Source organism: Bradyrhizobium sp. 23, assembly GCF_023073295.1.
GTDB lineage: Bacteria > Pseudomonadota > Alphaproteobacteria > Rhizobiales > Xanthobacteraceae > Bradyrhizobium > Bradyrhizobium canariense_D.
This window is the reverse complement of the sequence record NZ_JADPJF010000129.1, coordinates 45,239-61,537: the sequence shown is the minus strand read 5'-3', so window position 1 is coordinate 61,537 and position 16,299 is coordinate 45,239. Positions and strand designations below refer to the sequence as shown.

Below are 16,299 nucleotides of genomic sequence, written 5' to 3'. Positions count from 1 at the left end.
CCAAGGAATCACCGATCGGCGTCTCCATGAAATGATGACCGCCTGCCGTGATGACGAGGTACTGGCGGCCGTCGGCCTCGTAGGTGATCGGCGTGGCTTGGCCGCCGGCCGGAAGCACGTCGTCCCACACGGTTTTTCCGGTCTTGATATCGATGGCACGTATCAGATTGTCGGTCGTCGCTGCGATGAAGATAAGCCCGCCGGCGGTCACGACCGCGCCGCCATTGTTAGGCGTACCGATCGTGATCGGCAGCATCGACGGGATGCCGAACGGGCCATTCGTCCGGGCTTCACCTAACGGGCGATCCCACAGCGTCCTGCCGGTCTTCAGATCGATGGCGCGAATTCCGCCGTACGGCGGCTGCTTGCACAACAATCCGGTGCCGGGCAGCCGCCAGCCGGCATTGACGTTGATCGCATATGGGGAACCGAGCTGCGGATCGCCGGCGCCTTCCTGCCCGCCGATTTCGCCGCGAGCCTGGTCCCGCGGCGCCCAACCAAGACGATTGGCCTCGTCGCGCGGCACCAGCCGATTATAGTTCGGCATGTCATTGTAATTGGCAACGATGATGTCGCGTACGGGATCGATGGCGATGCCGCCCCAATCGGAGCCGCCATTATAGCCTGGATATTCAATCCAGTGCGGGCTGGCCGTGGGTGGCGTGAAAATGCCCTTGTAGCTCGCTTGACGAAACTGGATACGGCAGATCATTTGGTCTATGGGCGACATGCCCCACATGTCCTGCTCGGTGAGATCGGCCTTTCGCAGGGTGTGGTAAAGCGAGAATGGCTGGGTTTTGGCGCGTTGCGCAGGCTCCACGCCGCCTTGCGGCACCGGCCGCTCTTCGACGCCGACGAGCGGCTTGCCCGTGCGGCGGTCGAGCACGAAAATGTCGCCGCGCTTGCTCGGCAGCACCAGCGCCGGCACCGGCGCGCCTTTGTCCGTCGGGAAGTCGACCAGCGTCGCTTGAGAGCCGAGATCGTAGTCCCAGACGTCATTGTGCACGGTCTGGAAATGCCAGGCGGGCTTGCCGGTCGTAACATCTAGCGCAACCAGCGATGTCGCGAACTCCTTCTCGCGGTCCGAGCGGCTGCTGCTCCAGTAGTCCACGGCCGAAACCCCAAGCGGCAGATAGACGAGTCCAAGCTCCTCGTCGCCGGAGGCGGTCGTCCACATGTTGGGCGTGCCCCTGGTATAGGTTTGTCCAACCTGCGGCGGTGCGCTTGCATCCGGCTTGGCCATGTCCCAGGCCCAGCGCAATGCGCCGGTTTGTGCGTCGTATCCCTGGATCACACCCGAAGGCGCGTCCCGCTTTTGCCCGTCGAGCACTTCATGCCCGATGACGATCACGCCGCGAACGATCGTTGGCGCCGACGTGATCGCAAACATGCCGGGATCGTGCCGGCCAATGCCCGTCGCAGTGTCGACCTGTCCATCATATCCGAACGTCTCACAACGTTTGCCGGTCTTCGCATCGATTGCGATCAGGCGTGCGTCGAGCGTGCCTTCGATGATGCGGCTGGCACAGGCCGCGCCCTGATCGGCATTGGACATTTCGTAATATGCAAGGCCTCTGCAAGCCGCGGTGTACGGAATGAACTCGTCCGGGACGCGCGGATCAAATCGCCAGATCTGCTTGCCGGTCTTGGCGTCGACCGCGATAACGATGTTCTTTGGCGTGCAAACGTAGAGGTTATCCCCCACCTTGAGCGGGGTGTTCTCTGCTCCGTATGTCCCCTTAGTGTTCTTGGTAGGCAAGTCGCCGGTATGAAAAGTCCAGACCTTGATGAGCTTGGCGACGTTCGTCGAGTTGATCTCGTCGAGCGGCGAATAGCGGCGCGCACTGTAGCTGCCGCCATAGGCAGGCCAATCTGCGCCTGGCTTGAGAGACGAAGGGTCGGCCATTGCGACGGTCGGAGACGGCATGACGCGAGGAGCGGCGCTTGCCGGCCGAAAAGCTCCGGTCATCAACACAGTTGTGGCTACCAGCAGTACAAGCCCCGCAGCGATTGTCGCCGCAGCTTCATACTGGTGGCGAATGGGCCGAAGCCGCGGCGTGAGCGCCAGGACGGCGATCAGCAAAATGGCCGGTCCAACGGTCCTCGGCACCAAGGCCCAACCGTCAGCGCCAACTTCCCAGAACGCCCAGGCGAGGGTGAGCAGGAAGAGAACAAGGTAAAGCCATGCGCCTTCAACGCGCCGGCGGGCCAACAGGAGACCCGAGAGGATCAGGGCGATTCCGCTGGGCAGATAATAGAAGGAGCCTCCCAACCAAAGCAGCCATGCTCCGCCGGCTCCGAGCACGAGGCCGATGAGAACCATGACTGCTCCGAGAGTGAATGCCGCCCAATCTGCTGCGCGATATCTCTGAGCCATGCCGGTTACTCGTCATCTGTTGATTACTTTGCTCCAGATCCAAGAGTGCGTCCGTCCCTTTGGTTCCCACATTTGCGGGTACGCTTCCGGACCACGGAGCGCCGTTGGCTCGGGGAGGCGATGAGCTCAAGCGACCGTCAGCAGCGCGAAGAGATGGGCAATCGGTTTCCGCTCGGCTATCTTGATTTCGGGTTCATACGCATTCTCAACGTATGTGAATAATACGTTCGCTGCCTATCATAAAGACCTGCGGCTCGCTCGGCGCAGTTGCCGTGTTGATGATATGGCTCTGGGGCGCCGCCTATTCCGTCCTGGCGGGCGCCGAACTTAACGCTGAGATCGGAAGGCGACTGTCTCAGCAATAGCCTTTGGCGGATCATCGTCGCCCGCTAGAGGCAAGACCTGTTCGGTGAATTGCCCCATCGGACCTGCCCGGACCATCAGAGTAAACAGCTGATGCCGGCGTTCGACATCCTCTCTGTCGCTGCGAGCGGTAATCAGGCGACGAGCGTCCGCAAGGACGAGGTCGGCGTGGTGGGAGAGCGCCGAGAGCCGGGTGGCATCGCGCTCGCAGCTTGCGACCTGGGTCATCACCTCGATCATTCGGATCGATATTGCAGGCTGAGCGCCTGCGCTTTGCCGGATCATATGAAACATCGTCCCGAGCAGTTGATCGTATTGCACATGCGGCACCACCAGCACCGGCCGACTTCCTCTGATCGACACTCCTGATGGCAGATGCAGGGGTACGAGATCGCAGAGCGCCGCACCCAACCGATCCAGAACCGAGAGCGCGGTGTGTGGATCGTTGATGCCAGGCGAAAGCGCCCTCACCGCGACTTCAACGAGTTGCCGAACGGCGAAGCGCAGATCGGAAGCGATGCTGCTTGTTGCGCCCAGCGCCGTCGCATTCCGGATAGCCGCTTCGGCACCATCGACGGGAGGATTAACCAGAGCGACGGTCGCCCCCGGAAAAACATAGTCGCCGGGGCCGATCAACAGCCGAATGGTGGCTCTATGCTTGGCCGCCCAGGTGGCCAAGCCCTCTTCGTCCAGATGTTGCAGATAACCGCGCCGCGAGTCCTTCAGAGGCAGGGAGCCGATCCAGTACTCGCCCGGCGGAGGCTTCGGCTGCGGATCCTGGACCGTTAGCTGGCGCATAGCGCTGCGGAGGTCTTCACTGACGAGTTCGACGACAGTTTCAACGTTGATCCGGCCGGCGACGTGACCGACGAAGTAGACGAGCGTCGCCACGCAGGCCAAGGCGAGCAGAGTTCCAACGCTCAATGATAGATGAGGGACGAAGCCCCCCTCGGGCTCTGTCCGGATGCTTCTCAGCACGACGAGAGCGTAACAGAAGGTGCCGAGCAGCATCCCCAGCGTGAGTTGATTGCCGCGATCGCGGGTGAAATTGCGCAGCAGTCGCGGCCCCATCTGACCTGCAGCGAGAGACAACGCGGCAATGGTGATCGAGAACACGGTTCCCGCGACACCGATCGTCGCGCCAGCTACGGTGCCGAGCAGGGTGCGAGCGCCGGTCGCGCCGCCGTCGTACATCCAACTCTGTAGATTTGAGAGGTAGACCGTGTTGCTCTGGTCAATATGAACGAGCGTGAAGGCACCGATCAGGCTGCAAAGCACCACGACCATAGGCACCAGCCAGAATGTCTCACCAAGGTCAGCCAGCAGTTTTTCAGCGCGGGCGAGCATATTTTGAGCCGCATAACCACGTCGAACCTGGAACCAACAGCCGGGAGGTGCAGCGGTTCCGCCCAACCGCTCCATCTCAGAATATTACCCGTTGCTGGGGTACTTGAATTCAGGCGCCGACTTCAACTGGTCGGCCGTCGTGTCCATGGTCGCGGTCCACTTGTTGACCGCATGATCAAACTTCAGATTGATTGCGGAAGGCCGCACCGCAACGTAGTGGTCGCCAATGCCAAGGAACCCTCCGACCGAGAGGATATAGCCGTCGATGCCGTTCTCGTTTAGCGCGACGTCCTTGATCGTGCCAATGTCCTGTTTGGTGTTGTTGTACACCTGCAGACCCATCAACTGCGAGCTCAGGCCGTCCTTCGGCGGCACCGAAGTGAAGGCTCCGCCGGGGCGATCCGAAGTTGCGTTAGCGCTGTTGGTGGACGAGTTTGTATTCGAAGAAGATTTCTGCGCGTTAGCGCCGATCGTTTTCACCTCGGCGAAAGTATTTGGACCAACGAACATTGTCACCGGATTTCCTGACCGATCTCTGGCCTCCACCAGGAACGACTCCGGCCGTACCTTGACGTCGGTGAAACCTGCCTGCTGCAGGTCGCTGACCATCTGCTGCCGAACGCTCGCTTGACTAGCGTCGGACTGGACCGCGTCGCCCTTGTTGCCCCCCTTGTTTGCCATGCTGTTTTCCGTGCGTTGGTCGGCCGACTGATTGCGGCTCGAGCTCTGCACGGCGCTATGGTCCCCAGGACCGGTAGCTTGCGGAGAACTTTGTGCCATCGCAAGCGATGATGCGCCGACGAGAGCTGCCGCCGCCAAGAATGAGGTCGCTTTCATGTATGGATCTCCTTGCTCGAGTTCAAAAGTTGATGGCGTTCGTAATGGCCGGCCCCGGCAGAACGCCGTGTTGCTCAGGGACATGGATGCCGTACGCCGTCGTAACCCCTGTAAGTCCCGGAGCTCGGGTCGTACGACTTGTATCGCTGGGAGCAGTAGGCGTTGTTCTCGGCAGCTTGCGCCCGGCTGTTGGCGACGGCGCTTCCAATCGCCGCACCTGCCACGAAGCCGCCTAACGCTGGACCCCAGCCGCCGCGATAGCGGTGCCTGTAGCCGTCGCGCCAGTTATGACGATGCCAAGCATGGTCACGGTCATGCCTCCATTGAACTTCCACCAGGCTCGGGTCGTTTTTGGCTATCCCGCTCGCAGCCAACATGGGTGCGGCTTGCGCAGTAGTTCCGACCGGGATCGCGAGCGCCAATACGGCCACGGCGACGTGCCATCCGCTTGTTTTCATAAACTCATCTCCTCGTTTTCATTTGCCTGAAGGAAATGCGCGAGCTGCTCTGCCGTTGCAGAGACAGTTGGTACATAAGTGTACCCCGGCCGGGAGCACCTGTTTACTGCAGCAGGAGTAACGCTGCGGTCAAAGTACTACTGGCCCCGTGCGGCAGCGGACCAAGTTATGCGTCTACGATTCGGGTCCAGGTTGATCACCGCGGCATCACTGATAGGATAAGCGAAAATCTCGCAGGGGCTTGCTGCTACGTCATTGGAGTCCCAATGCGAATAGCCATAATCGAAGACGAATACTTCATCGCCGACGATCTCGCGACCGAGATCCGGCGCAGCGGTCATGAAACAATTGGCCCATTTGCCGAGCTAAGCCCTGCTTTCCATGCAGCGGGTAGCGCAGCTATCGACGCCGCGCTTCTCGACGTCGACCTGCACGGGCGGGCGTCCTTCGAATTCGCAGATCTCCTTTTGAAAAGAAGCATCCCGTTTCTGATTTACACGGGATACAGCCGCGAAGTCATACCCGGCCGATTTGCCCCGTACGTGGTTGAAAAGCCGATTCCAGCTCGCGATGTGGTTGATAGACTATGTCGCCATGTGCTTGTGCACGGCTCGCTAGGACCGGTACGTCGTCCGTGATTGCCCAGACATCAGCCGATAGGGTTGGGTGCAGCAACGCTACGGCGAGACTTGCTTCATGAGTTCAGCTGAAAAGGACTTGAGGCGCGCTCGCTTGTGATCCACGGACAAAGCTGCGTTTTGTCGCACCAGAGGGCAGTAGAGGGTTAATACAAAATTGGTGATCTGTGCTGCCGACGCATTCGGATGAGCCATGCGCACGCTGCTGACGATGCTGCGTGTTGCACGATCGCCGCGCGCTGCAAGCGTAGCTTCGAAGGTCTCCGTTTGTGCTCTTGTTTCCTTGATCGCGGCGTCGGTATCGCTCGGATGGTAAACGGGGCATTCGAGTGCGGAAGCTGGGGTTGGGTGGCCGAGCAGGAGTGCGGTGGCGAGGGCCAGCCAGGGAAGAACGCAATCAGAACGAAACTGCATCTGGGACTGCCTCGCTCGTTGAAGTTAAGAAGATAATACGCATTCACTTGTCAAAAAAGACGTCGAGACCCCGATGACTGTCCAGTCGCGGACAAACATTTCAGTTCGCTTGGCTTCTGACGCAGCGCGTACGCAGGCGTGCCGACTTTCTGTCGGACATGAAACGTTCTGATCGGAACGCCGAATGCCTGGAACGATTGTCGGCAGAACGATTGTCGCTAGGCAAGTCCGAGAGCACCTTCGAACTGGGTGGGATTGCAGACTTGTGCGTACCTCAACTGTAGATAAGGCCGCAGGAGCTTGGCATGCTGAAGTGGGCATTGATCTTCTTTGTGATATCGATCGTAGCCGGATTGCTCGGATTCAGCGGAATCGCTGCCGGTGCGTCCACTATCGCCAAGTGGCTATTTTTCGCAGCTGTTGCGATTTTTCTGGTGCTCGTGCTCCTCGCCTTTTTCGCGGGGGAGGTGATTTTTTAGGCTGATCGACGGGCGCTCGGCGCGGCCGGTAACCGCGAGGGTCTGCTCCGAAAGGGGGCCCACTTCGGTCTTGGAGAGACGGCGGGGCGATGGCCGGCGGTGCCTCCGATCTGCCAAGACGCAACTACTTTGGAGCCTGAACGGTTGCCACTGTTGAAGCCGCCTGGCGTTTCATTTCAAGAAAAGAAGTATGCTAGGGCCAACACGACGTAAACTCCAATGAGCATTACGCCCACGAACCAGGTCGTCTCGGCGTCTCTCGTGATGGCATTCACGATGAACGCGGTGCCGGCGATTGAAAAGAGGTCGACGGGATTCCGGAAGACAAGGGTCATCGGCTTCCCGATCACCCCTGAGAAAATGACGAGAAGCGGGGCAACAACCAGCGCAATCTGAATGGCGGATCCGATGCAGAGCGTCATCACAAGTCCCATCCTGTCGCGCCGAGCGAACCAAACGGCCGCAAAGATGTCCGAGCTGGTGCCCACAAGAGCGAGCACGACGACGCCAAGAAAGAGTGGTGTCACACCCCTCGATTTGGCCGCTTCGGTCAGAGCGCCCGAGACAAATTCGCTCTGAAGGGCCGCCGCGCCGGTGCATGCCAATAACACGATCAACATGTGGTTGTAGACCACGCCGATCTAGCTGAAGCCTCCTCATTGGTCGCGAAGACATTCCGGTGAGTGATGAGGGTGAAGACAAGATTCCCGGAGTAGAGAACTAGCAGCACCATTGACACAGCCAGGCTAAGCAATTCGTCGGAGGCATTCACGTGATTGACATGACGGATGTTGCGACCCGCGTAGTCGAACACTGCGGGCAGAATGAGAGCGATCACCGACAGGACGAGCATGCTCGACAACAACCCAGCGCGCGCTTGGGTGAAGCTCTGGCGCTCGCGATTGAACCCGCCGGCAACGATGGCCAGACCCAGCCCCAACAAGGAGGTCGCCGCTATGGACCCGGTGATCTGGGCGTGAACCACCTCGACATGGCCGCGCGCGAGAACAAATAGCGCAAGAATGAGTTCGGCCAAGCTTCCAAGACTGACGGTCAGGAGACCGCCTATGGCAGGACCGGTGTGGGAGGATAGCTGGTCGGTTGCTACGCGAATCCATTCAGCGAGTACAGCTATTGCGAGAACGCCGGATCCGAATATCCAGATCGGAGAAAGGTGAAAAACGTACTCGCCCATCGGGGTGAGCAGAACCAAGACCAGCGGCGCAACGCGCGCGATGGTACCGTACTGCCCAAAGATAGTCGTTGCTCTGGAGACGTTAGACTTCGGCAAGCTGGCGACTCACTCCTGGCGATCCCGCAAGGCTCCTACCGTCGATTTTAGCGGACAGATCGGGCCATTCCGCCGCCGACAGAGCGTGGCTTCTGCACCCAAAGCGCCTCGCATTCGATTCCCGGGCAGCTTGCGACGATTAACGAGGTGGGACACTTAGGGTTCGCTGCGCCGGCCTGAACTCGGTACGCAACCGGGCAAGGGAAGCGCATTGCGATGCCCAAGCCCTCATTCTCTTGAGCCATCATTCACCAATTGCTTGTGTATCGGGCATTGGCTGCACCAAGGGAGTTCTCATGCGCAGATAAAATCACGCGATAGCAGCTGCAGGACAATTGCTCGAGCTGCGACTGATCCAGAATCTCGACTTGAGCGCGGCCTTGCTTGATGATGCCTCGCGCTTCCATTTCGCCCATTGTCGACGTGATACCTGCGCGGCGAACTCCAAGAGCCTGTGCAATGCATCGATGCGTGAGCGGGATTTCGCGGGAGAACAACTTATCCTCTGCAACGAGAAGCCACCGAGCCAATCGTTGCTGCAAGCTGTGACGCGAGTTACATGCAGCCAACTGCGAGCTTTGGATCAGGGTGGCCTGCACGTACCGTAGCAACAGCTTCTGGATCTCGACATCCCCCCTCAGCAGCTCGAGCAAAGCATCGACCCCGATGCGCAAGGCTCTCCCGGCAACCTGAACCATGCAACGGTGAGGGGAAACGCGCATGCCAAGGATCAGGGGGATGCCGATGAAGTCCTTCGCTCCAACAGTCTGTATCTCGACGGGGAGGCAATCTCCAGCCCTAGCGGTCAGCGAGGCCGCGCCATGTTCCACAAAATAGGCATACTGCAGTGGTTGATTGCGCTCCTGCAGCATTTGCCTTGGTCTCAGTGTTACCTCCTCGCAGAGCTCGACTAGCCGGCGGCGTGATGATTGTGGGAGGTGGCGGATCAGATCGTTGTTTGCGGGGTGCGCGTGCGGCGTTTGATCGCGCTCTCGTGACCGTTGCAGAGATGGCGTCGCACTGTGCGTCCGCACGACGTGTTCGGGTTCGTTGCTGAGCATTTCGCGTCTCCTTGGAAACGGTTATTCACCAAGATGTGGGGCGCGCGCGGGCCTCCTCACAGTCAGGCTTAGGTGAAGACCCGTCAGGAGAAGCCTGACCAGCTCCTCAAGGCCTGGATCGTGAGCTGCCTCTGATGCGCGAGCAACGAACGAAGTACGTCGGCCGAGGCATGTAATAGCGTTTGCCAGGATGTGCACGCGTGGATCTGCGGTGCGTTTTCCAAGGGCCAGGTATCCGATTGATCGCTGCACCTTTTCGTTGGCACGGCAGCGGACCATTCGCTTGATGGCCGGCCAGAACTTCGAGCTTCGGAAATGATTATACGAGCAATGATATTGTTGGCACGTGGATCGCAGGAGCGTTGAATGGACGCAAAGAGCAGGATCACCCTTGCAATTGTCGTAGGTACAATCTCGACCTCCGTTCTGTTGGGTCCCTCATGGGCAGAGACGGCGACGCAGACTGCCACGGAACAGTCGGCGCAGTCCGAGCAGTTCGTCAACACGGTCTATAATGGCTACCGTGCTTCGCGACTGCTTGGGAGCGCGGTGTTCTCGTTGAAAGGTGAGTATTTGGGAGCTGTCCGGAACGTGACCTTGGCAGACGCCGGGCAGATTGATTCTTTGCTCGTCGAAGGCTTCAGAACGAAGGATGAGCCGGAGTTCATCTCCCGAATTCCTTTCAACCGGGTGCTGCGCCCGCTTCACGAAGGAGCTATCGTGGCCGACTTTTCCGATTTGAGGTCGCGAGAATACGGCCTCTTTGTTGACCCTGATCAGGCCCAAGCAGAGCCGCACGAATTCTCGGTCTCCAAGGTCATCGGGGATTATGCGCGGCTGCAGGCAGGCCAAGGCTATGGCTATGTCTCCGACCTCGTTTTCGACAGCGGCGGAAAGCTCGCGGCGGTTGTGATATCCCGCGAGGCGTCCGTTGGCGGGGGCACCTATGCCTTCCCTTACCCGGGCCAAACGGGGCGATGGAGCCCGAACCTAAGCTATTATGGTCTGCCTTACGTCACAGCAGAGCAAGCAAACAAAGCCGGTCTGCGGCTCGATATGAAGGAGTTTCAGAACTCGTGAGCCACCAACGTCCGCCTGATGGTCCCCGGCGGTGTGCCTCACGGAGAGGCGCATGGCTTCACGAGCGAACTGGTGCAGTCACCTTTTTGAGCGCAGCGAAAGTTCTCCTCTCCCAAGCTTGCGTTCGAAGGTGGCTGCATCAGAGCGCTTCAATGCGTGCGGGGTAGCAGAAGGTATCCAAAAGTGAGGGCTCCCGTGCGTTAGATGCGTACGAGAACATCAGCGAAGGTCAATGCGAACATCGCGATCACGAAAACAAGCCCCGAGATCGCCGCGATCCGGATCAGCGGCTTCGCTGAGGCGAGTTGCATGAAGAGCAAGACGACGAGGGTCGATTTCACCCCCGCAATGATGATGCCGCTGGCTGTTGTCATTCGGCCCATGGGAACATAGGCGACGACGAGGCTGAGCAAGAGGAGTGCGAGGAGCGCTGCCCAGATCAAGAGGTTCCTCGCCCATAGGCGGCGCACAATACCGCCTGATTCACCTTGCCTGTTCATGATGCACGCCCCGGCAAATAGATCAGCGGATAGAGGAAGATCCACACGATATCGACCAGATGCCAGTAGAGGGCTGTGACCTCGATCTCGGGATTGTCTTTCGCCGGGAGTTGGTGCCGGAGCAGCACCCAGAACAAGCGGCTCACGAGAGCAATCCCGATGGAAAGGTGGATCGCGTGGACGCCCGTGACCAGCCAATAAAATCCATAAAACAGCTGCGCTCCTGGCAGAGACAACGCAAACCCGGCTCCCGGTACGAGCTGCTTATGGATGTCCTCCTTGTACTCGAAGCCCTTGATGACGATGAACGCGAGCCCGAGCAACGCGGTCAGCATGAGGCACACGAGGACGAGCCGTCGCAGTCGCGCAGACGTTTCGGACGCTTGCGAAGCCATGGCCATGGTGAGGCTGCTCGTCAACAGCACGGCGGTATTGATCGTGCCGTACCAGATATTTGTCTCCCTCCCGGCTGCAGCGAACGCCTCTGGATGCTCGATTCGACAAACCGTGTAAGTCAGCATCAGCGCCCCGAAGAACAGCGTCTCGCTGGCGAGGAAAACCCATATGCCGAACTTGCCTGCCTCGCGCTGCCGGCCGAAATCCAACCAGGGTTCTCTCAGCAGTGCGCTTTCGTCGCTCATCGCGTTTCTCTTGCGTTTTGCATTTCGGGGGGATCGGTTCCAGCCGACATGCCTTCGGCGTGGTAGTCATACGGCGCGCGATCTACTCGGGGCTTCCTGTCAAAATTCTTCGGGGGAGGCGGAGAACCCGTGGTCCACTCCAGCCCTGTCGCGCCCCAAGGGTTCTTCGCGGCCTTTCCGCCGTAGAACAGGGACCAGGTGAGATATCCCAGAGGCAACAAGTAGGCGATGGCGAGGACCGCCGCTCCCGCAGACGACATGACATTGTAGATCTGAAACTCCGCCGGATAGGTATGGTAGCGGCGTGGCATGCCGAGGTACCCGGCGAAGAATTGCGGCAGGAATGTCATGTTGAAGCCGGCATACATGAGGATGGCCGCGAACTTCGCCCAGCTCTCCGGATAGAGCTTGCCTGTGACCTTGGGCCACCAGAAGTGGAGCCCGGCAAAGAAGGCGGACACCGATCCGCCCACCATGATGTAGTGGAAGTGCGCGACGACGAAGTAGGTGTCGGTGACATGGATGTCCACCGGGATCGAGGCGAGGAACAGCCCGGAGAGCCCGCCGGTCGTAAACAGACCGACGAAGCCAAGCGCATACAGCATCGGCGATTCGAAGCTGATCTGACCGCGATACAGCGAAGCGGTCCAGTTGAAAACCTTGATTGCCGACGGCACGGCGATGATGAAGGAGAGGAAGGAGAACACGAGGCTGGCCAGGGCTGACTGTCCGGAGACGAACATGTGGTGGCCCCAGACGAAGAATCCGACGCCCGCAATCGCAAGCATGGCATAGACCATGAAGTCGTATCCGAAAATTCGCCGCCTCGCGAAGCATGGGATTATTTCGGACACGACGCCCATCGCCGGCAGGACCATGATGTAAACCGCCGGATGCGAGTAGAACCAGAACAGGTGCTGGAACAGGATCGGATCGCCGCCGCGAGCCGGATCGAAGATCGGCAGGCCCAGCACACGCTCCGCGATCACGAGCAGGAGCGAGATGGCGAGCACCGGGGTGGCAAGCACCATGATCAGCGACGTCGCGTAGATCGCCCAGACGAACAGCGGCAGCCGGAACCAGGTCATGCCGGGAGCACGAAGCATGTGGGTGGTCGCGATGAAGTTCACTCCCGTGGCGATGCTGGCAAAGCCGACAACGAACACGCCCGCGGCCGCAGCGAAGACGTGGCTGTTGGAGAACATCGACGAATAAGGCGTATAGAACGTCCAGCCGGTGTCGACGCCTCCGGCGACGAGGGCATAAACGGTGAAAGCCCCGGCCGCGACGGTCAAATACCAGCTGAAAAGATTGAGGCGCGGAAACGCGACATCGGGCGCGCCGATCATCAGCGGCAGCAGGAAATTGCCGAACGTATTCGGGATCGACGGCACCAGGAAGAACCAGACCATGATGATCCCGTGGAACGAGAACAGCTTGTTGTAAGTGTCCGACGCCAACAGCCATCCGTTCGGCTGGAACAGCTCGAGCCGAACGGCGGTGATTGCGGCTCCTCCCATGAAAAAGAAGAACGTAATGGTGATCGCATAGAGGATTGCAATGCGCTTGTGGTCGGTCGTGGCAAGCCAGGACGAGATCGTCGAGCCGTGGCGGAGATAATCGGGGCGTGGCGGAAGCGGCAGCTCCCCGGCGAGCAGGGCGTCAGTCATTTTGCTGCTCCTCCCTGAGCGAGCGGATGTAGGCGGTCAGGCTCTGGATCTCTCCGTCGTCGAGCAGCCCTTTGAAGCTCGGCATGATGGGCTCAAAGCCGGCCACGACGTCGCGGTTCGGCTGCAGGATCGAATCGCGGATGTAGGCATCGTCCGCGGAAACGGTGCGTCCATCCGCCAGCTGCACCGCGCGGCCGTAGAGACCCGTCAGGCGCGGCGCGTGGACGTTCGAGGAGACGGCGTGGCAGCCCGAACATCCCTGCGACACGAACAGCCTGGCGCCCTCATGGGCAAGATCGTCGCCCTCCGGCTGCTGGACCAGCCATTTGGCATAGTCATCCTGTCGCATGACCACGATCTTGCCGCGCATCATGGAATGGTTCGTGCCGCAATACTCAGCGCAGAGCAGTGGAAAGGTGCCGGTTTTGCTGGCTTGAAACCAGATGTCAGTGTCGCGGCCAGGCAGCACGTCCTTCTTGACCCGAAACGCGGGGACGAAGAAGGAATGGATCACGTCCTGCGAGCTCATCAGGAGATGGACGGGCTTATCCAGCGGCACGTGAAGGGCATTGATCTCACGCGCGCCGTTCGGATGTTGCGTCTTCCACATCCACTGCTTGGCGATGACGTGGATTTCAAGTGCGCCCGTGGGCGCGGCAAGGCTGCTGAGGTCAGCGGAAGATGCCCACCAGAATAGGAAGGCGAACGTCAGCAACGTCGCGACCGTCCAACCGATTTCGAACTCACGGCTGAGAATCTCAGGCATCGGGCCGCGCTTGGCGGGAGATCCGCGCCGATATCGAACGGCAAACAGCAGGATGAGCCCGAAGACGAGGACCACGGTCGCCCCGGAAAGGAAGAGCAGAAGATAGAAGATGTGATCAACCGTGACGGCGTGTGTGCTCGCTTGCGGCAGCCTGAATAACGAATTCATGCCGAGGCTCCCCGACGCCTGCTGCGGACCAGCATCAGCCCGACGAGGGCGGCCATGACGGCAACCGTGGATGCTCCGAAAATCTGCAGGACCGTTGTGATCCTGCGGGTGTAGATTCCGTGTACCGCGTCAAATCCATAGCAGAGCAGCGCGATGCGTCCGGAGAGTCCACCGATCCGCCCGTCACCGGCATCCAACAGAGCGAGGCGAAGGTCACCGGGCTGCAGCGCGAGGCTGGACAGCGCGCGGACGACCCGTCCGTCGGGCGCGAGCGTGACGAAGGCTGCCGGATGCGCAATCGCGTTATGCTTGTCGTCGGTTTCGGTATGGTATCCAATTGCACCGAGCAGCGCGGCAACAGTCTCCTGCGATCCTGTCAGGACCGATGTTCCCGTGCCCCCGATCTGTCCCTGGGTAAAGCGGCGGGCGTCGTCAATGGTGTCGCGCGGATCGATGCCGACAACGACGAGGCTGTAGTCGCGTCCTGCGATAAACCCGGTCTGCTGCAGCGCCGAGCTTGCGATCGTCAGCGCAGGCCCGCAAATCTGCTTGCAGGTGAAGTCCGCTGGAAGGAGCAGGGTCGGACGTCCGTCGATCGCATCGCCAAGGGTGACGGTGTAACCGCCGACGGCCCTAAACTGCAGGGATAACGGAACGCGGGCGCCCTGAGGAGGATCGAACCCGACGCGCCCGATCTGCTCCTCGGTCAAACCGGCATGCGCGAGCCCCGGCCAGAGCGCAAGGGCCATGATGAAGATGGACCGCCTCATGGATTGCCTCCACTCGCACCTGGCGGAGGTGCGGGTGCAGGTCGAAGGGCGTCGTAGGCGTGCCGGCCCCGTCCTGCGACCAGCTGCATCGCCTGATCGATCGGGATGCGGGCGATGTTGTGGTCGCGATCGACCCAGGCATAAGTGGTGAGCCTCGCTCGCTGGGCGGCCTCGAACCGGGTCAGGTCGTCCTCCGGCGAGGTCTGGAGCTCGGGCGAGGGAAACCGGCTTTCTGCGCGGGGCGTGAATGCGCCCGGCGCCTCGCTATTCAGGAACAGCAGAATTCCCGCAATCGCGGCGCCCACGAAGAGCAAGAAGCTGCCGACGATGGCGAGAACGGCGCGGTTGTCTATGCCGGCCGTTTCTGGCAGCGCGCGGCTGCCCATCTCCTCATTCGGCATGGCGCACCTCTGCGAATGGGGTGCCCTGCCCAAAGAGTACCGAAGCAACGGTCAAGGTGAGGAGGGCGCCGAGAGCGGTGAGTGCAACATGAACTTGCGCGGAAAATGCCGGCACCAGGAGCCAAGCGAAGTGCATGACAGTGCCGAGGAACAGCAACAAGCCGACTATGCGCAAGCCTGCAGGGCTGCGGCGCACGTCCTCCAACAGCAACATCGCAAACGGAAGCACGGCTCCGGTGACGAATGCCACGAGCAGAATGTTGGTCCATACGTCCGTGCTGCGCCTCAGGAACCACTCGGCCTTGTGAGGTAGATCGCCGTACCAGGCCACCACATATGTCATGTATTCGAGGTAGACGACGCCCAGCAGCGTTGCGATCAAAAGGCTGCCGATATCGCTCAGCGCTTTGCCATCGACGTTCGACGTTGCAAGCACGGCGACAACGGCCAGCGCGGCGAGCAGCTGCTGTATTGCAATCATGAAGGCGAAGGCGGTGGAAACGTAATGCGGTTCGACGGAGAGGAACCAATCGACCGCAACCATGCTGATGGTAAGCCCGAAGAACGCAAGTCCGAGCGCGGCCAGTAGCCGTCCACCTCGTTTAAGACCGAAAGTCACTCCGAGCACGGACCATCCGATCAATGCGATCACGGCACGCAGGACAAACCACGGCTGGCTGAGGTACCAGCGCGCAATGTCGGGCTTGATCTGGCTAGCATCCGCGGCCCAGGGGTAGATGTCAGTCAGTCCGGCGAGAACGGGGATGAAGGCGATGGCGACGAGGGGCACCATAAGTGAGAGGGGTCGCAGCACGGGTCCGGCCGCAAAGCCCCAGCGGCCGCCGGTCAAGCGATGAATCAGCAGCAGCGTCATGCTGCCGATGGGGGCGCAGCTCCAGATCGCAAATCCCAAGAGCCAGCCCTGGAGCAGGCTCGGATAGGGGCCGAGTCTCCCGGCCGCGAGCACGAGGCCAGAGGCGAGCAAGATCACCACGAGGCCCGCTGCAATTCGCGGCGTCCAAATTGCTCTGAGGGCAG

At 60.3% G+C, this 16,299-nt stretch carries 18 protein-coding genes; 3 read left to right on the top strand and 15 right to left on the bottom strand.

Features of this window, described 5'->3' with window-relative positions; all coding sequences use genetic code 11:
* From IVB32_RS31270 to IVB32_RS31255, 4 genes are all read right to left on the bottom strand, one after another.
* Positions 1 to 2,323 (bottom strand): membrane-bound PQQ-dependent dehydrogenase, glucose/quinate/shikimate family (locus IVB32_RS31270; RefSeq protein WP_247412580.1); only part of this gene is annotated, 2,323 nt, incomplete at its 3' end.
* Between the two features lie 381 nt (positions 2,324 to 2,704).
* Entirely contained in the window at positions 2,705 to 4,087 is a 1,383-nt protein-coding gene (locus IVB32_RS31265; protein ID WP_247412576.1) for a DUF2254 domain-containing protein, read from the bottom strand.
* Between the two features lie 84 nt (positions 4,088 to 4,171).
* Positions 4,172 to 4,924, bottom strand: a complete 753-nt coding sequence (locus IVB32_RS31260) for a PRC-barrel domain-containing protein (protein ID WP_247412572.1) — start codon at positions 4,922 to 4,924, stop codon at positions 4,172 to 4,174.
* Between the two features lie 74 nt (positions 4,925 to 4,998).
* Entirely contained in the window at positions 4,999 to 5,301 is a 303-nt protein-coding gene (locus IVB32_RS31255) for a BA14K family protein (RefSeq protein WP_247412614.1), read from the bottom strand.
* 347 nt (positions 5,302 to 5,648) lie between these two features.
* On the opposite strand from IVB32_RS31255, the gene IVB32_RS31250 reads away from it, so the two are divergent.
* Positions 5,649 to 6,020 (top strand): response regulator, encoded by a 372-nt coding sequence (locus tag IVB32_RS31250; RefSeq protein ID WP_247393499.1) that lies wholly within the window; start codon positions 5,649 to 5,651, stop codon positions 6,018 to 6,020.
* A 39-nt stretch (positions 6,021 to 6,059) separates the two neighbouring features.
* On the opposite strand, the gene IVB32_RS31245 is transcribed toward IVB32_RS31250, so the two are convergent.
* Positions 6,060 to 6,434 (bottom strand): hypothetical protein, encoded by a 375-nt coding sequence (locus IVB32_RS31245; RefSeq protein ID WP_247412569.1) that lies wholly within the window; start codon positions 6,432 to 6,434, stop codon positions 6,060 to 6,062.
* A 305-nt stretch (positions 6,435 to 6,739) separates the two neighbouring features.
* Between IVB32_RS31245 and IVB32_RS31240 the strand changes: the two genes are divergently transcribed.
* Positions 6,740 to 6,913, top strand: coding sequence for a DUF1328 domain-containing protein (locus IVB32_RS31240; RefSeq protein WP_247391914.1), 174 nt, complete (start codon positions 6,740 to 6,742; stop codon positions 6,911 to 6,913).
* 176 nt (positions 6,914 to 7,089) lie between these two features.
* On the opposite strand, the gene IVB32_RS31235 is transcribed toward IVB32_RS31240, so the two are convergent.
* From IVB32_RS31235 to IVB32_RS31225, 3 genes are all read right to left on the bottom strand, one after another.
* Positions 7,090 to 7,533, bottom strand: coding sequence for a hypothetical protein (locus IVB32_RS31235; RefSeq protein ID WP_247412567.1), 444 nt, complete (start codon positions 7,531 to 7,533; stop codon positions 7,090 to 7,092).
* The gene (locus tag IVB32_RS31230; RefSeq protein WP_247412564.1) at positions 7,527 to 8,204 is read right to left on the bottom strand and encodes a hypothetical protein; all 678 of its coding nucleotides are present in this window, start codon (positions 8,202 to 8,204) and stop codon (positions 7,527 to 7,529) included. Before IVB32_RS31230 ends, IVB32_RS31235 begins: the two co-directional genes overlap by 7 nt.
* A gap of 248 nt (positions 8,205 to 8,452) precedes the next feature.
* Positions 8,453 to 9,265 (bottom strand): Crp/Fnr family transcriptional regulator, encoded by an 813-nt coding sequence (locus tag IVB32_RS31225; protein WP_346731120.1) that lies wholly within the window; start codon positions 9,263 to 9,265, stop codon positions 8,453 to 8,455.
* Between the two features lie 366 nt (positions 9,266 to 9,631).
* Here IVB32_RS31225 and IVB32_RS31220 point away from each other — a divergent pair, with 366 nt between their 5' ends.
* On the top strand, positions 9,632 to 10,345 hold the full coding sequence (locus tag IVB32_RS31220; protein WP_247412559.1) for a PRC-barrel domain-containing protein: 714 nt from the start codon (positions 9,632 to 9,634) through the stop codon (positions 10,343 to 10,345).
* Positions 10,346 to 10,545: 200 nt separating this feature from the next.
* Here the strand turns inward: IVB32_RS31220 and IVB32_RS31215 are convergent, their stop codons facing one another.
* The 7 genes from IVB32_RS31215 to IVB32_RS31185 are packed head-to-tail and all read right to left on the bottom strand — an operon-like array spanning position 10,546 to position 16,135.
* On the bottom strand, positions 10,546 to 10,788 hold the full coding sequence (locus IVB32_RS31215) for a cytochrome C oxidase subunit IV family protein (RefSeq protein ID WP_247327365.1): 243 nt from the start codon (positions 10,786 to 10,788) through the stop codon (positions 10,546 to 10,548).
* 53 nt (positions 10,789 to 10,841) lie between these two features.
* Positions 10,842 to 11,486: a cytochrome c oxidase subunit 3 family protein gene (locus IVB32_RS31210; RefSeq protein WP_247412556.1), complete on the bottom strand. Its 645-nt coding sequence runs from the start codon at positions 11,484 to 11,486 to the stop codon at positions 10,842 to 10,844.
* Positions 11,483 to 13,156 carry a cbb3-type cytochrome c oxidase subunit I gene (locus IVB32_RS31205; protein WP_247412554.1) on the bottom strand — a complete coding sequence of 558 codons (1,674 nt, stop codon included), beginning with the start codon at positions 13,154 to 13,156 and terminating at the stop codon, positions 11,483 to 11,485. Before IVB32_RS31205 ends, IVB32_RS31210 begins: the two co-directional genes overlap by 4 nt.
* Positions 13,149 to 14,090 carry a cytochrome c oxidase subunit II gene (gene coxB / locus IVB32_RS31200; RefSeq protein WP_247412550.1) on the bottom strand — a complete coding sequence of 314 codons (942 nt, stop codon included), beginning with the start codon at positions 14,088 to 14,090 and terminating at the stop codon, positions 13,149 to 13,151. The genes IVB32_RS31205 and coxB overlap by 8 nt, the downstream gene beginning before the upstream one ends.
* Positions 14,087 to 14,860: an SCO family protein gene (locus IVB32_RS31195; RefSeq protein ID WP_247412548.1), complete on the bottom strand. Its 774-nt coding sequence runs from the start codon at positions 14,858 to 14,860 to the stop codon at positions 14,087 to 14,089. The genes coxB and IVB32_RS31195 overlap by 4 nt, the downstream gene beginning before the upstream one ends.
* Positions 14,857 to 15,246 carry a hypothetical protein gene (locus tag IVB32_RS31190; RefSeq protein ID WP_247412546.1) on the bottom strand — a complete coding sequence of 130 codons (390 nt, stop codon included), beginning with the start codon at positions 15,244 to 15,246 and terminating at the stop codon, positions 14,857 to 14,859. Before IVB32_RS31190 ends, IVB32_RS31195 begins: the two co-directional genes overlap by 4 nt.
* Before the next feature lie 4 nt (positions 15,247 to 15,250).
* Complete coding sequence (locus IVB32_RS31185) at positions 15,251 to 16,135, bottom strand: hypothetical protein (protein ID WP_247412544.1); 885 nt, start codon at positions 16,133 to 16,135, stop codon at positions 15,251 to 15,253.
* Positions 16,136 to 16,299 lie beyond the last annotated feature (164 nt).

What these genes read in the sequence shown, in the direction of transcription:
- IVB32_RS31205 (WP_247412554.1), bottom strand. Translation starts at nt 13,156, where the DNA reads ATGACTGACGCCCTGCTCGCCGGGGAGCTGCCGCTTCCGCCACGCCCC.
- IVB32_RS31190 (WP_247412546.1), bottom strand. Translation starts at nt 15,246, where the DNA reads ATGGGCAGCCGCGCGCTGCCAGAAACGGCCGGCATAGACAACCGCGCC.
- IVB32_RS31240 (WP_247391914.1), top strand. Translation starts at nt 6,740, where the DNA reads ATGCTGAAGTGGGCATTGATCTTCTTTGTGATATCGATCGTAGCCGGA.
- IVB32_RS31265 (WP_247412576.1), bottom strand. Translation starts at nt 4,087, where the DNA reads ATGCTCGCCCGCGCTGAAAAACTGCTGGCTGACCTTGGTGAGACATTC.
- IVB32_RS31260 (WP_247412572.1), bottom strand. Translation starts at nt 4,924, where the DNA reads ATGAAAGCGACCTCATTCTTGGCGGCGGCAGCTCTCGTCGGCGCATCA.
- IVB32_RS31220 (WP_247412559.1), top strand. Translation starts at nt 9,632, where the DNA reads ATGGACGCAAAGAGCAGGATCACCCTTGCAATTGTCGTAGGTACAATC.
- IVB32_RS31245 (WP_247412569.1), bottom strand. Translation starts at nt 6,434, where the DNA reads ATGCAGTTTCGTTCTGATTGCGTTCTTCCCTGGCTGGCCCTCGCCACC.
- IVB32_RS31185 (WP_247412544.1), bottom strand. Translation starts at nt 16,135, where the DNA reads ATGACGCTGCTGCTGATTCATCGCTTGACCGGCGGCCGCTGGGGCTTT.
- IVB32_RS31255 (WP_247412614.1), bottom strand. Translation starts at nt 5,301, where the DNA reads ATGTTGGCTGCGAGCGGGATAGCCAAAAACGACCCGAGCCTGGTGGAA.
- IVB32_RS31195 (WP_247412548.1), bottom strand. Translation starts at nt 14,860, where the DNA reads ATGAGGCGGTCCATCTTCATCATGGCCCTTGCGCTCTGGCCGGGGCTC.
- IVB32_RS31210 (WP_247412556.1), bottom strand. Translation starts at nt 11,486, where the DNA reads ATGAGCGACGAAAGCGCACTGCTGAGAGAACCCTGGTTGGATTTCGGC.
- coxB (WP_247412550.1), bottom strand. Translation starts at nt 14,090, where the DNA reads ATGAATTCGTTATTCAGGCTGCCGCAAGCGAGCACACACGCCGTCACG.
- IVB32_RS31250 (WP_247393499.1), top strand. Translation starts at nt 5,649, where the DNA reads ATGCGAATAGCCATAATCGAAGACGAATACTTCATCGCCGACGATCTC.
- IVB32_RS31235 (WP_247412567.1), bottom strand. Translation starts at nt 7,533, where the DNA reads ATGTTGATCGTGTTATTGGCATGCACCGGCGCGGCGGCCCTTCAGAGC.
- IVB32_RS31225 (WP_346731120.1), bottom strand. Translation starts at nt 9,265, where the DNA reads ATGCTCAGCAACGAACCCGAACACGTCGTGCGGACGCACAGTGCGACG.